The organism is Bradyrhizobium sp. 63_E2_N1_3 (genome assembly GCF_052076005.1).
Taxonomy (GTDB): domain Bacteria; phylum Pseudomonadota; class Alphaproteobacteria; order Rhizobiales; family Xanthobacteraceae; genus Bradyrhizobium; species Bradyrhizobium barranii.
The window spans coordinates 5,787,378-5,801,891 of sequence record NZ_CP197235.1 but is presented as its reverse complement, the minus strand read 5'-3'; the positions used below and the strand labels follow the sequence as shown (position 1 = coordinate 5,801,891).

12 protein-coding genes are annotated in these 14,514 nt (G+C 61.9%); 11 read left to right on the top strand and 1 reads right to left on the bottom strand.

The annotated features are described in order from the left end of the window. The first annotated feature begins 264 nt into the window (after window positions 1–264). The 9 genes from AB7531_RS28045 to AB7531_RS28005 all read left to right on the top strand — a co-directional run bounded on the left by AB7531_RS28045 (window position 265) and on the right by AB7531_RS28005 (window position 9,796). On the top strand, window positions 265–840 hold the full coding sequence (locus tag AB7531_RS28045; RefSeq protein WP_187387738.1) for a cupin domain-containing protein: 576 nt from the start codon (window positions 265–267) through the stop codon (window positions 838–840). 301 nt (window positions 841–1,141) lie between these two features. Further along, window positions 1,142–2,158, top strand: a complete 1,017-nt coding sequence (locus AB7531_RS28040; RefSeq protein ID WP_063984046.1) for an ABC transporter permease — start codon at window positions 1,142–1,144, stop codon at window positions 2,156–2,158. A gap of 3 nt (window positions 2,159–2,161) precedes the next feature. After that, window positions 2,162–3,013 carry an ABC transporter permease gene (locus AB7531_RS28035; protein ID WP_028152375.1) on the top strand — a complete coding sequence of 284 codons (852 nt, stop codon included), beginning with the start codon at window positions 2,162–2,164 and terminating at the stop codon, window positions 3,011–3,013. After that, window positions 3,013–3,975: an ABC transporter ATP-binding protein gene (locus AB7531_RS28030; RefSeq protein WP_063984045.1), complete on the top strand. Its 963-nt coding sequence runs from the start codon at window positions 3,013–3,015 to the stop codon at window positions 3,973–3,975. The genes AB7531_RS28035 and AB7531_RS28030 overlap by 1 nt, the downstream gene beginning before the upstream one ends. Further along, window positions 3,972–4,964, top strand: coding sequence for an oligopeptide/dipeptide ABC transporter ATP-binding protein (locus AB7531_RS28025; RefSeq protein WP_063984044.1), 993 nt, complete (start codon window positions 3,972–3,974; stop codon window positions 4,962–4,964). The genes AB7531_RS28030 and AB7531_RS28025 overlap by 4 nt, the downstream gene beginning before the upstream one ends. Beyond that, on the top strand, window positions 4,954–6,408 hold the full coding sequence (locus AB7531_RS28020; protein ID WP_063986462.1) for an amidase: 1,455 nt from the start codon (window positions 4,954–4,956) through the stop codon (window positions 6,406–6,408). The genes AB7531_RS28025 and AB7531_RS28020 overlap by 11 nt, the downstream gene beginning before the upstream one ends. Before the next feature lie 44 nt (window positions 6,409–6,452). Then, window positions 6,453–8,066 carry an ABC transporter substrate-binding protein gene (locus tag AB7531_RS28015; RefSeq protein ID WP_063984043.1) on the top strand — a complete coding sequence of 538 codons (1,614 nt, stop codon included), beginning with the start codon at window positions 6,453–6,455 and terminating at the stop codon, window positions 8,064–8,066. Between the two features lie 54 nt (window positions 8,067–8,120). Beyond that, the gene (locus AB7531_RS28010) at window positions 8,121–9,308 is read left to right on the top strand and encodes an amidase (protein ID WP_063984042.1); all 1,188 of its coding nucleotides are present in this window, start codon (window positions 8,121–8,123) and stop codon (window positions 9,306–9,308) included. Further along, window positions 9,305–9,796 (top strand): GlcG/HbpS family heme-binding protein, encoded by a 492-nt coding sequence (locus tag AB7531_RS28005; protein WP_063984041.1) that lies wholly within the window; start codon window positions 9,305–9,307, stop codon window positions 9,794–9,796. Before AB7531_RS28010 ends, AB7531_RS28005 begins: the two co-directional genes overlap by 4 nt. Before the next feature lie 218 nt (window positions 9,797–10,014). Here the strand turns inward: AB7531_RS28005 and AB7531_RS28000 are convergent, their stop codons facing one another. Beyond that, window positions 10,015–10,971 carry a LysR family transcriptional regulator gene (locus AB7531_RS28000; protein WP_028152372.1) on the bottom strand — a complete coding sequence of 319 codons (957 nt, stop codon included), beginning with the start codon at window positions 10,969–10,971 and terminating at the stop codon, window positions 10,015–10,017. A 135-nt stretch (window positions 10,972–11,106) separates the two neighbouring features. Here AB7531_RS28000 and AB7531_RS27995 point away from each other — a divergent pair, with 135 nt between their 5' ends. Both AB7531_RS27995 and AB7531_RS27990 read left to right on the top strand, forming a co-directional pair. Continuing rightward, window positions 11,107–12,573 (top strand): amidase, encoded by a 1,467-nt coding sequence (locus AB7531_RS27995; protein WP_063986461.1) that lies wholly within the window; start codon window positions 11,107–11,109, stop codon window positions 12,571–12,573. Between the two features lie 251 nt (window positions 12,574–12,824). Next, window positions 12,825–14,324, top strand: a complete 1,500-nt coding sequence (locus AB7531_RS27990) for a CoA-acylating methylmalonate-semialdehyde dehydrogenase (RefSeq protein WP_063984040.1) — start codon at window positions 12,825–12,827, stop codon at window positions 14,322–14,324. Window positions 14,325–14,514: the final 190 nt, after the last annotated feature.

Below are 14,514 nucleotides of genomic sequence, written 5' to 3'. Positions count from 1 at the left end.
TCACCCGGCCTGTTTAACTTGGCTCGCGGCCCTTGGCTTGACGGGCAGCCCCTTGAGGCGAAGCGGTTGAAATTGGCGAGACCCCAAGGTCGCCTGGACGGTAGAAGCCAACGGCTCTCGCTTGTCAGGTCGGGGGCGAGCCTCGCCCGTAGGCTGGCGAAGAGTTCGGTTCGCCCAACTTCCATTTAGATTTGCCCCAGCATGCTGGTAAATCATGTGATTATAATGCATACACTTCCCGTCCAACTGGCTGGAAAATGCTGCGTGAGCTCTGAAAACAACACCTTGAATATTGGTCCGCGTATCCGGCGTGCCCGCTTGTCCAAGGGGCTGCGAATGCGAGACCTGGCGCAGGTCGTCGGATGCGACGAGAGCATGATCTCCAAGATCGAGGCCGGGAAGGTCATGCCGTCGCTGCCGATGCTCGCCAAGATGGTCGACGCGCTCGACCGCGACATGGCCTCGTTCTTTGGCCTGCGGATCGACGACTACAAGCTGGTGCAGAAGCCCGAGGATCGGCTCAAGGTGCCTGTTGATGCGCTGCGCGGTGGCACGGGCGTCGTGTATGAGCGGCTGGTGCCGGTAGCCGCCGGAAATCTGCTCGAAGCCAATGTTCACGTGGTGGCCCCGGGAGGCGAGAAGATCGATCTGATTACCCATCAGGGCGAGGCCGTCGGCTATCTCGTGTCCGGAACCATCGAGCTCACCATCGACGACACCACCTATCTGATGACTGCAGGCGATTCCTTTTTCTTCAAGGCGTATCTGACCAACAGCTATCGCAACGTCGGGCCGGACGAAGCGCGGATCGTCTGGGTCAATACCCCCCAGGTTCACTGAGCCGAGCGATCAGGCTCACGGTGCATGAATTTCATGCATGTGGCGAAAACTGTAGCAGGCTGCTTCAAAGCCACTTCATTTCCTGCGCCCGCGCGAGCCTGCTTCGCAGTAAAACGAGCTGATCCGCTGGCTCTCGCACCCAAAGGTTCCGAAAGACGAGCTGGCATAACGCTTGCTTAAACTCGGGCATGACTGTGATGCATGCCAACTGCCCCTGGCTGTATCCGACGTCGATGGGGCCCGACCACGTTGATGCGCTCCGGCATGGCCGTCGCACCGGCGAATAACGGCAGGCGAACCGCTGATGGCTTTCGTTTGGAAACGTTTGCTAGGCACCATCCCGAGTCTGATCGGCGTCGTCGTCCTGACCTTTTTCATCTCCCACGCCCTGCCGGGTGACCCGGCGGCGTATTTCGCCGGCCCCGCCGCGAACGCCGCATCGATCGAGAACATCCGCGCCACGCTGGGCCTCGATCGCCCGCTTCCAGTGCAGTTCGTGCACTATGTCGGTGACCTCGCGCAGGGCAACCTCGGCCGTTCGCTCACCACGGGACAGCCGGTGTTGACCGATCTGCTCGAGCGGCTGCCTGCATCGCTGGAATTGTCGTCCTTTGCGCTTTTGTTCGCGATCAGCATCGCCATCCCGATGGGGGTGTGGGCCGCGACCCGCATCAACGGAAGCGTCGATCACGCCTGCCGTGCGCTGGTCACCGTGAGCGCCGCTTTCCCAACGTTCTTCGTCGGGCTGCTGTTCGTCTACATCTTCTATTTCCTGCTCGGCTGGGCGCCGCAGCCGCTCGGCCGCCTGAACGAGATCGCCTTCTCGCCGCCACCGCACGTCACCGGGGCCTACACCATCGACGCACTCATCGCGGGCGATTGGCCGGTGCTCCGCGCGTCGTTGTCTCAGCTGATCCTGCCCGCGATATCGCTCGGCCTGTTCGCGCTGGCGCCGATCGCGCGCATCACGCGCGCGGCCATGTTGGAGGCGCTCGGCAGCGACTTCATCCGTACTGCGCGCGCCAGCGGCTTGCCGGTGCGCAAGATCCTGATGACCTACGCATTCCGCAACGTGCTGCTGCCGGTCAGCAGCGTGCTCGGTATGGTGTTCTCCTTCCTGCTCGGGTCCAACGTCCTGATCGAACAGGTGTTCGGCTGGCAGGGTGTCGGCGCCTACGCGGTCTCGGCCGTCATCGCGTCCGATTACGCAGCGGTTCAGGGCTTCGTCTTGATGATGGCGGTGCTTTACGTGCTGCTTAATCTCGCCGTCGACATTTTCGCGACGCTGGTCGATCCCCGCGTTCGGTTCGAGGGCTGAGCGATGAGTATAGTCACGCTCGCCCGCAACACAGGTTATGCCTTTGGCGAAAACCGCCTGACGCTGATGGCTGTGATCATCCTGGTGCTGCTGGCGCTGTGCGCGATTTTCGGACCTTACATCGCGCCGTACGATCCTCTGGTCACCTCCGCCACCACCAAACTGGCGCGGCCCAGCACCCTGCATCCGTTCGGGACCGACGCGCTCGGACGCGACATCCTCAGCCGTGTCATCGTCGCGACGCGCCTCGACCTCGGGATGGCAGTCTCGGCGGTGGCGCTGTCGTTCGTGGTTGGCCTGGCGCTCGGCTCGCTCGCCGGCTATTTCGGCGGCTGGACTGACCGCATCATCGGCCGCGCCATGGACACCATCATGGCGTTCCCGCTGTTTGTGCTCGCCATGGGCATCGTGGTGGCGCTCGGGAACAGCGTCGCCAACATCATCATCGCCACAATGATCATCAATCTGCCGTTCTATTGCCGCTTCGCGCGCGCCGAGGTGAACGTGCGGCGCGAGCTCGGCTATGTCGAGGCGGCGCGCATGGGCGGCAACGGCTCGCTGCGCGTCCTGCTCAACCATATCGTCCCGAACGTTCTACCGCCGATGATGGTGCAGGCTTCGCTCAACATGGGATGGGCGATCCTCAATGCCGCCGGCCTGTCCTTCATCGGGCTCGGAGTCCGACCACCGACGCCGGAATGGGGCATCATGGTCTCGGAAGGCGCCAGCTACATCATTTCCGGCGAGTGGTGGGCCTTCATGTTCCCGGGCGCCGCTCTCGTGCTCGCGGTGTTCTCCTTCAACATGCTGGGCGACGGACTGCGCGATCTGCTCGATCCGAGGAAACGCGTGTAATGGCGCAGCTCGAGATCGACAATCTGTCAGTGGAGTTTCGCACCCGTCACGGCGTGGTGCGGGCGCTGGACGACGTGAGCTTGTCGGTCGGCCGCGGTGAGATCGTCGGCGTGGTCGGTGAAAGTGGATCCGGAAAGTCGGTCACGGCCTACACCGTCATGGGCCTCAACGATGAGGCGGCGCAGATCACCAAAGGCAACATCACGATGGGCGGCATCGATCTTCTGGCGGCGCGCCCGGAAGCGATGCGCGAATTGCGCGGACGCGAGATGGCGATGATCTTCCAGAGCCCCCGCACGGCGCTCAATCCGATCCGTAAGGTCGGCAAGCAGATCGAGGACGTGCTGCAGGAGCATGCCGGGTTGCCGAGTCGTGATCTCAGGAAAGCGGCAATCGCAGCACTGGCGCGAGTTCGCATTCCCGATCCCGAACGCCGGGCGGAAGCCTATCCGTTCGAGCTCTCGGGCGGCATGTGCCAGCGCGTGATGATCGCCATGGCGCTGGCCTGCACACCGTCGGTCCTGATCGCGGACGAGCCCACGACGGGGCTCGATGTGACAACTCAGGCGGTGATCATGGACCTGATCAGGGACATGAGCCGCTCGACGCGGATGTCGACGTTGCTGATCACTCACGATCTCGGGCTCGCCGGCGAATATTGCGACCGGATCGCCGTCATGCATGCCGGGCACATCGTCGAGATCGCGTCGACCGAGGCGCTGCTCGATCATCCGGCCCATCCCTATACACGCCAGTTGCTCGCCGCCACGCCCGTCCCGGAATCGCGTCTCGACGACCTCAACTCCATTCCCGGCCATTTGCCCGATCTGCGCGGCGCGTTGCCGCCGTGCCGCTTCAGCGGACGCTGCGAGCGGCGGCAGCTAATCTGCGACGAGGCGGAGCTGCCCTGGACCGAATTGTCGCCCGCGCATGTCGTGCGCTGCCGGTTTCCCCTGTCATGACGCCGCTGCTCGAAGTCAGGTCGCTGTGCAAATTATACCCGATCAAGCGGGCGCCGCGCGGCGCCCGGCTCCACGCGGTCGACGATGTGGATCTGACGATCGGCACCGGTGAAAGCGTCGGCCTGGTCGGCGAATCCGGCTGCGGCAAATCCACCATGGTTCGCCTGCTTGGCCGGCTGATCGATCCCACGGCGGGCCAGATCCTGCTCGGCGGTGAGGATCTCACCGCGATTGCGCAGGCGAAGTTCGCGTCCTCGGCAAGCCGGCGGCGTGTTCAGGTGGTGTTCCAGGACGCGACCGAAAGCCTGAATCCATCGTTCCGCGCTTTCCAGGCGATCGCCGATCCCTTGAAACGGCTACTCGGCATGAATAACGGTGCCGAGCTGGACAGCCGCGTTCGCGCCACCGCCGCGCTGGTTGGACTGCCAGAAGAACTGCTGCAGCGCTACCCGCATCAATTGTCGGGCGGCCAGCGCGCACGGGTGGGCATCGCGCGCGCCGTTGCGGTCGAGCCGTCGCTGCTGATCCTCGACGAGCCGACCTCGGCGCTCGACGTGTCGGTGCAAGCCGTGATCTTGCGGCTGCTCGCCGACCTGCGCGCGCGACTGGCGATGAGCTACTTGTTCGTGTCGCACGATCTCAACGTGGTGCGGCTTCTCTGTTCGCGCGTGGTCGTGATGTATCTCGGCAAGATCGTCGAGATCGCACCGGCCGAGACGCTCTTCACTTCACCCCGTCACCCCTATGCGCAGGCGCTGGTCGCCGCGATCCCGGATCCGGCACGGCGCGGTGAAGCGCGGCCCCGACTCGACGGCAGTCCGAGCAGCCCGATCGATCCGGACCCCAACGTCTGCCGCTTCTACGGCCGCTGTCCCAAAGGGGCCGACATCTGCACCAAGGCCATGCCGCCGCTTCGCGCGGTTGGCCCGGACCATTTCGCCGCCTGCCACTTCGCTCTTTCACCCGATGGAGGAACCGATGAGCGCTGACAATCAGATCTGCCGCATGGACGCCGCGACCGTCGCGGCTAAGGTCAGGAACAAAGAGCTATCCGCCGCCGAGGTCACCGAAGCCGTTCTGCGCCGCATGGAGAAGCTCGAACCGCACATCCATGCCTTCTGCACACCGACGCCCGACGTGGCGCGCGCCGCGGCCGCGGCAGTCGACGCCAAGATCGCAGCCGGCAAGGATCCCGGCCTGCTGGCGGGCGTACCGATCGGAATCAAGGATCTCGTCGCCACCAAGGACATCCTGACGGTGATGGGTTCTCCGCTCTACCGGGACTTCGTGCCGGATGAGGACGACATTGTCGTCGAGCGGCTGAAGGACGCCGGCGCAGTCATCATCGGCAAGACCAACGTGCCGGAATTCGGCTACAGCGGCGTCGGCCACAACCCGGTGTTTCCGGCGACGCGCAATCCCTGGAATCTCGACATGACATCCGGCGGATCGAGCGCCGGCTCTGGAGCTTCGGTCGCGGCGGGCGTTGCGCCTTTCGCAATTGGCTCCGATGGCGGCGGATCGATCCGCATTCCGTCCGCGCTTTGCGGCCTGTACGGAATCAAAGCCTCGATGGGGCGGGTGCCGCTCTACCCGGGTTGCCGGGATGAACGCTATCCCGGCGTCTCGAGCTGGGAATCACTCGAGCACGTCGGCCCGATGAGCCGCACCGTGACCGACTCGGCGCTGATGCTGAAGGTGATCACCGGACCCGATCCGCGCGATCGCTATTCCATCCCGGCCGCCGACTTCGACTATGTCGGCGCCGTGAAGGAGAGCATCAAGGGCCTTCGCATCGCCTATAGCGAAGACTGGGGCTATGCGCCGGTCGACCCGGAAGTCCGCCGCGTCGTGTCTGAAGCGGTGCGCGTGTTCGAGACCGATCTCGGCTGCACGGTCGAGCGCGCCAATCCGGGATGGGAAGATCCGTTTCCGCATTTTTGGACCATCGTCGCCGGTGACACCGACCTCGCCGGCATGCGCCGCATGATGAAGGGGCATGAAAAGGAAATGTCGCCGCACCTTGTCGGCTTGTTGCAGCGGCAATGGACGGCCGAAGAATTCACTGACGCCAAGATGATCCGGCAGATGGTCTGCAACCGCATGTGGCGGTTCATGGCCAACTACGACCTCCTGATCACGCCGACGCTCGCGGTACCGGCATTCCCGCTCTACATGCAGGGGCCCGAGATCATCGAAGAGAAGATGGTCTCTACCGGCGATTGGCTCTGCTTCACCTTCATCTGCAATTTGACCGGCCAGCCAGCAGCGACCATTCCCGCCGGCTTCACCAAAACCGGTTTGCCTGTCGGCATGCAAATCATCGGTCGCCATCTGGCGGATCGTACCGTGCTCGCCGCCTCCGGCGCCTTCGAACAAGCGCGTCCGTGGGCTCACAAATGGCCGAAACTGCTGGGCGATCTCGGCCTCTGACGCTGCCTCGACTTTTCAACCGAAATCCAGAAAGGACGCGCGATATGAAGTTCGATCGTAGTCTCGCTACAGCGGCGCTGCTCACAGCGTCCGTTGTCTGGCCCGGCGCTTCCGCGCGCGCGGCCGAAATTGCCAAGGACACGATGGTGATCGTGTCCGAAATGGGCCCCAACGGTCTCGACACGATGGTGCCGACCGCCAACGATCACAGCCGCATGGTGGTGTGGCAGGCCTACGACCGGCTCGTCAGCCACGGCGAGAAAAAGCTGGCCGACGGCACGGTATCTTACGACGCCAAGGTCATGACGCCAGAGCTGGCCGAGAGCTGGGAAGCCAGCGAGGACGGCAAGACCTACATTTTCCATCTGCGGAAGGGCGCGACGTTCCACGATGGCAGCCCGGTCACCGCCAAGGACGTCAAATGGTCGTTCGATCGCGCCATCGCCGCCGGCGGCTTTCCGGCGGTGCAAATGGCGGCGGGATCCCTGGTCAAGCCCGAACAGTTCACGGTGGTCGACGATCACACCTTCAAGGCGACGTTCGATCAGTTCAACAAGCTGACGATGCCTGACCTCGTCGTGCCGGTGCCCGTCATCGTCAATTCCGAGCTGGCCAAGAAGCACGCGACAGCGCAAGACCCGTGGGCGTTCGAGTGGGTGTCACGCAACGATTGCGGCGGCGGTGCCTACAAGGTGGAGTCCTGGTCGCCCGGCCAGCAGACTGTTTTTACCCGCTTCGACGCCTGGAAGTCCGGCCCGCTGCCCCAACTCAAGCGCGTCGTCTATCGGCAGATCGCCTCGGCCGGTACGCGTCGCGCGCTGCTGGAGAAGGGCGACGTCGATATGTCGGTCGGCCTTCCGCCGAAGGACTATGCCGAACTGGCAGAGCAGGGGAAGGTGACGATCATCGGCGTGCCGGTGCAGAACGACCTCGTGTTCGTCGATATGAATGTGAAGATCGCACCGTTCGACAATCCCAAGGTGCGCGAAGCGATCTCCTACGCCATCCCCTACAAGGAGATCGTCAGCTCCGCGCTCTATAACCGCGCCAAGCCGATGTTCGGTGGTGACCCTGACAAACCCTATCCCGACGCGACGTGGCCCGTTCCGATCAAGCATGGCCAGGATCTTGCGAAGGCCAAGCAGCTGTTGACCGAGGCCGGGTTCCCCCACGGCTTCAAGACCACGCTGTCGATCGATCTCAGCGAATCCACCGTGCGCGAGCCGACTGCCATCTTGATCCAGGAGGCGCTCAAGACGATCGGCATCGAACTCACGATCGAGAAGGTCCCGGGCTCGAACTGGTTTGCCCAGATGGCCAGCAAGACGATGCCGATGGTCATCGCCGAATTCTATGGCTGGCTCGATTACCCCGACTATTTCTTCTTCTGGACCTTCCACGGCGGCAACAACTCCGTGTTCAACACTGCCAACTACGTCAATCCCGACCTCGACAAGGTGATTGACCAGGCGCGCTTCACCCGCGATCCCGAGATCTACAAGACAAGCCTGAACAAGATGGTCGACATCGTCATGACCGACTTGCCTCGCATCCCGCTCTACACGCGGTTTGCCGACTATGCGGTGCAGAAGAACGTCAAGGGTTTTGAGTACTGGTTTCACACGCATCCGGATTTCCGCAAACTCTACAAGGAATGAGAGGACGGCAAGCGCGCTCGAACGGGGGCGCTTGCCATTCATCGGGGAAACACCGTGCAAGACACGCTCGGCGCTTTCGTTCCAGGCCCCATCATCCAACGGGCGCCGCACGGCTCAGGGCCACTTTCGGGCTTGAGCTTCGCGGTCAAGGACCTGTTCGATGTTGCAGGCGGCGTGACCGGCTGCGGCAATCCGGACTGGGCTGCCACCCACGAGATCGCAAAGGCCGACGCCTGGGCCGTCGACGCTCTGCTGGGCGCCGGCGCCTCGCTGACGGGCAAGACCATCACCGACGAGATCTCGCTCGGGCTGCTTGGCATCAACAAGTTTTACGGCACGCCGCTGAACCCGCGCGCGCCGGACCGTGTACCGGGCGGCTCGTCGAGCGGCTCCGCGTCCGCTGTTGCCGGCGGCCTGGCTGATTTTGCCTTGGGTACCGACTCCGGCGGCTCAGTGCGCATCCCCGCGAGTTTCTGCGGAATTTACGGCCTGCGTCCGACTCATGGTCGTATCTCCATCGCCGGCATGATGCCCCAGGCGCCATCATTCGATACCGTTGGCTATTTCACTCGCGATGCCCTGACTTTCGGCCGGGTCGGCGCGGTGCTACTCGGAGAGCAGGCGCCCGATGTCTTGCCCAGCGAGATCGTCGTTGCGGCCGACTGTTTTGCCATCGCCGACGAGCCGGTAAGGCGCGCCTTGCAGCCGGTTGTTGATCGGATGCGCGATGCAGTGGCGATCACCGCGTCGCCATTGGCCGAAGGCGCGCTCCTCGACTGGGCGCGCCACCAGCGCATCCTGCAGAAGTGTGAATTCCACGCCACGTTTCGGGATTGGATCGATCGCGTGAACCCGCGCTTCTCGTCGGAGGTAGCCGGCGCGTTTGCCGACGAAGGCCGCATTGAATCGAGTGACCTCTCGGCCGCCAAGGCTTTCCGCGAGTGCGTATCGAAGCGGCTCAACGATTTGCTCGAGGGGCGCCGCATGCTGTGCCTGCCGACCTCGCCCATTCTGCCGATAGGCCGCGACGCGCGCCTGTCGGACATTCGCGCGGCGGTACAGCGGATTGTCGACCTGACCGGTATCGCGGGCCTGACGGGCCTTCCACAGGTCAGCCTGCCCGTCGCTACATCCGGCTCTATTCCGGTCGGGCTGTCCCTCATTGGCTGGCGCGGCGGCGATGCGGCATTGGTCGCAGCAGCGCGCACCCTGGCGCGGGAATTCTCGATTGGACTGGCATGACCGACATCAAGGAAGCACGGACGCTGACCCTCGAAGGCGCGCTTAAGGTGCTCAACGCGGCAATCGGCGAGGCGACCCGCATTGGACAGCCGATGTGCATCGCAGTGGTCGATACCGGCGGCAATCTGCTGGCGTTCGGGCGCATGGACGGCTCGAAGGGACTTAGCGTGACCTCGTCCATCAACAAGGCACGGACGTCGGCACTGTCTGGCTCGCCGACCGGCAGCGCTCACGCGGACGTGGAAATCCAGGTCACTCTCGCGCATGAAAATCGCTGGACCAATCTGATCGGTGGTCTCCCGATCCGCGTCGATGGGTTCATCCTTGGCGCAGTGGCGGCGGGCTCCGGATCAGGCACACAGGATCTCGCTGTCGCCCGGGCCGGTGCGGCCGCGATCCCGGGAGCAGACATGTGCGTCGATTTCACGCCGATGGGCGCGGAAGACACCGGGATCATCAGGGGGGCGACGCTTCAGCCGAGGATTTGAAGCCAGCGGTCGGTCTGCGCACGACGACATAGGCCAAGGGGCGGAAGAGAGCCAAAAGTGATTGCTAGGCTCGGTGGAGCAATGTCTGCACTGGGTCAAGAGCGGGCCGGGATGGATCGCTAAACTTGCCCCTTGGTTGAGGGGCGTGAGTGAGGTGTGCTCCCGCTCGCATGGGGTAGTTGTCGGTCTGTAGCCAAGTGCGCCAAAAGGGACGTTGGCTAAACGTCGAAAAGCGTTTCTTCATTCTTCAAAGTTGCGATAGCGAATCCGTGCGGGCCGAGATCTCGAAAGAACTCACGGATAACGTCGATGAGGACTCGCACGTATTCGGGCTTATTCGATCCGTAAACGTCGGCGATGACGAGCGTGGGTGCGGGCAGATCGTCAGTTATCGGCAGCCGGATAAGCTCAGTGCCGTCCGGGGAAGCGTGGCCCAGTGGGGGCATGTTGAGCACAGAAACTCCAAACCCGCACGCAACAGAGGTCCTGATAGTCTCGTAGTTGCGCGTGCGGAAGCCGATCGTTGGTTGAGTTGCCAGCACATCGAACAATGTAAGGAGATACAGCGCGGTCTGTGGCAAATCCAACAGAACCAAAGGCCGAGTTGCCAATTCTGCGATAGATACGGCCGGCTGACGCGCGAGTTGGTCGGATCGCGAAATTAGCGCATGCGCAGGTACTTTACAGACGCGTGTTGTGTTCTCTTTGAAGTGCGGTCCGATATCATAAGTTACGACCAGGTCGACCGCTCCGTTTGCGAACCATTCTCGCAACTGCAACTGGTCTCCCTCGAGCACAGAAATCTCAACCGGCCCAACGCGCTCGATGTAGCGCTTCAGTGTGTCGGGAATGAAAAGTGCGCCGAAAGGATTGAAGCAGCCAATACGGATTGCCGGCGTGCTCAGTCCTCCCAAGCGAGCTATCGTCCTTTTGAATTCTGCATCGGCGGTCAGCATCGAGCGGGCTGCGCAGATAAAGCGTTCTCCCGCCGGGGTTACTCTGACCCCGCGTGAGGGACGCCTCTCAAAGATTCGAGCGCCCATTTCGGTTTCAGCAAGTTCAATCGCCGCAAGGATCGACGATTGCGAGATCCGCAAACTCACCGATGCTGCGTGCATGCTGCCAAGCCTGGCGACTTCGCTTACGTATCGAATTTGCCGAATCGTAAGATCCACAAGGCGTTCCCTACAGTTGATCGATGGTCTTTCTACAAATTATGCATTTTATGACCAGCTCGTAAATTCCTAATGCTCGCCGGACGGAGCCGAGTTTGACCGCTCCTGACTGTGAGAGAGGGAAAAGCAGTGTCTATGGACGTCTTCAGTCCGCCTGATGGGACCGACATATGTGGGCTGAATGCAGCCCAGGTGCTTTCCGCCTATAAGAAGGGGACATTGTCACCGATTGAGGTGACCGAAGCCGCTTTGGAGAGAGCTGAGGCAGTCAACGGGGAGCTGAACGCGTTCACGTTTATCGACCGGGATCGGGCTAGGAATGAGGCGCGTCGGTCCGAAGCTCGCTGGAGGTCCGGCGCACCCTTGTCAGACCTCGATGGCGTCCCGACAACGATTAAGGACATCGTCTGGGTCGAGGGGTGGTCGGTTCGGTGCGGCAGCCGCACGACGACAGCTTCGCCGTGTGAAAGGGATGCGCCGTCGGTCGAGAGGCTGCGCCGCTCAGGCGCGATCTTCATCGGGCAGACAACAACGCCGGAATTCGGCTGGAAGGCGGTTACCGACTCTCCTCTCTTTGGCGTGACGCGCAACGCCTGGGATCCTTCGATGACGGCAGGAGGATCCTCCGGAGGAGCAGCGGTAGCCGCAGCTGTCGGAGCGGGCAGCCTTCATTTGGGTAGCGATGGCGGTGGCTCGATACGCATTCCGGCGTCGTTCAACGGCATAGTCGGACATAAGCCGTCATTCGGACGTGTGCCCGCTCATCCTCCCAGCGCTTTTGGAACAGTGGCGCACATCGGTCCGATGGCACGAAGCGTTGGCGATGCTGAAGCCATGCTTGAGGCGATGTCTGGGCGCGACTTGCGCGACTGGGCGCAGGGCGCAGGCAAATTACCAAGATTGGGGAAGCGGCAGGCGGACTTTACGGGGATGCGGATCGGATACTGGTCAACTCCCCCTGTAGGACACGTCGACAGGGAAGTGGAATTGAGTGTGGCGGCTGCGGTTCGGCGAATGGAGGAGTGGGGAGCGATCGTCGAGCCGGTCGAATTGCCTTCCATTGATCTTCTTGAGCTGTTCCATATCCACTGGTTTTCGGGGGCCGCCAATCGGCTCGTCTCAGCGGGCGAAGTTGCCTCCGAAGTATACGATGCCGGCTTCCTGTTGGCCGCCGCGAAAGGCCGTGAGTACAACGCTGCTACCCTGGTGGCTGCCCAAGTGCTTCGCGCCGAATTCGGCGCCTTCATGGACGAGTTGCTCGAGAGTTACAATGTGTTGGTCTCTCCAGCCGCCGCCATTCCTCCGTTCGCAGCCGGGCGAGATGTGCCAGAAGGTAGTGGCCTTAGCCATTGGACCGAGTGGGCATCCTTCAGCTTTCCCATCAATCTGAGCCAGCAGCCTGCGTGCGTAGTTCCTTGCGGAATGACGGCTTCTGGAGCTCCAATTGGACTGCAATTTGTTGGCGCACGAGGAAATGACTCAGGCGTACTCGCCACGGCGCGGGCTTACGAACTGGTGTCACCCGAGCACTTCAGGATGGTCGATCTGACTAAGCGATCACGAAAGAGGATGGACGGCGTCGGAGCGACGCGCAGCGAATAGCGACCGGAACGAGAACGTACTGACGTTCATCAGGGGGCGTTCGGATGTGCGACCATCTATTGTTCTTTGGCGAAGTCGGAAGTCTCGCTTGAATGGATCGAGCGACCGGGGCCAGACGATGAGCGTGACTTGCGACGTCGCTGGTACAGTTCTTGGCTCATGGTTTTCGTTGCCCGCTGAGGTCGATGGAAGCTCTCGGAGTGTTCTTCGGCAGGCCGAACAATCTGATGTAACGGTAGGGAGAAGTGGGTATGGCGAAATACACTGGCCATTACATCGATGGGCGGCGGTGCGTAGGTCAGGGTCGACGGACCTCAACGGTCTTCAATCCGGCGACAGGCGAGCACACGGGATTGGTACCTCTTGCATCCGGCTCGGACGTTCATCGCGCGGTTGCGAGTGCGACTGCGGCTTTCGCGATCTGGTCGGAGATTACTCCCCTGCGCCGAGCACGAATTCTCAACAAGTTCTTGCGGCTTCTGGAGGAAAGGGCGGAACGCCTGGCAGCTCTGATTAGCGCGGAGCATGGCAAGGTGCTCGCTGATGCGATGGGCGAAGTGCAAAGAGGCATTGAAGTTGTTGAGTTCGCGACCGGTGCCCCGCAGCTTCTGAAAGGGGAGTTTACCGAAAGCGTCGGAACACGGGTTGACAGTCATTCGGTCCGACAGCCGATTGGGGTCGTGGCAGGGATTACGCCGTTCAACTTCCCCGCGATGGTCCCCATGTGGATGTTTCCAGTCGCTCTTGCCTGCGGCAACTGCTTCATATTGAAACCTTCGGAGCGCGTTCCTTCTGCCGCGATCCTGCTCGCCGAGTGGCTAACCGAGGCCGGCCTTCCGCCAGGAGTATTCAATGTCGTTCAGGGCGATAAACAAGCGGTCGATGCACTCTTAGTCCATCCGGATGTTGCGGCAGTGAGTTTCGTCGGGTCGACGCCGATCGCTCGATACGTCTACGAGACGGCAGCCCGCTTCGGAAAGCGCTGTCAAGCGCTAGGTGGTGCAAAGAACCATATGATCGTGATGCCTGATGCGGATTTGGATCAAGTTGCGGATGCCTTGATGGGAGCGGCCTATGGAGCGGCAGGCGAGCGTTGCATGGCGGCCTCCGTGGTGGTGCCAATCGGCGAACATACGGCTAACGAATTGATCGCGCGGATGGCCCCCAGGGTGCATGCGCTCAGGATCGGACCGGCGACCGATCCTGACGCTGAGATGGGGCCATTGATAACAAAACAGCATCTAGAGAGGGTCTGCGCTTACATCGAATCGGGCGTGACCCAGGGAGCAAACCTGCTGGTCGACGGTCGTGGTTTCAAGATGCAGGGTCACGAAGGGGGGTATTTTATTGGGGGCTCTCTCTTCGACCAAGTTGAGCCGAATATGACGATCTACAGAGAAGAGATCTTCGGACCGGTGCTTTGCGTCGTGCGTGCGGAAAGCTTCGAAGCTGCCGCCAGCCTGATCAATCGAAGCGAATTTGGCAACGGTACTGCGATCTTTACCCGTGATGGGAAAGCAGCGCGTGAATTCGCGCATCGGATACGCGTCGGCATGGTGGGGGTCAATGTTGCTATCCCCGTTCCCATGGCTTTCCATTCCTTTGGAGGTTGGAAGGCCTCTCTGTTCGGTGGTCATCATATCCACGGTCCAGAGGGAGTGCGCTTCTACACGCAATTGAAGACGATTACGACACGATGGCCCACAGACATTCGCCTGGACGTCAATTTTGCCATGCCGACCTTCCATTAGTGGGGCCGAGCACCGGCAGTGCGTGTCGGTAGCGACCGGTGTACTTTCTCCCCGTCACGACGTTCTCTCAGCAAAGGCCCCGCTGACAGCGCCACCCCACGAGGCGCGCAGCAATTCGGTGTCATCATCGCCAATGACGCCACATAGTGGTTCTCGACTGGCTGGAGTGGTGTTTGCGCGTAGACGCGTG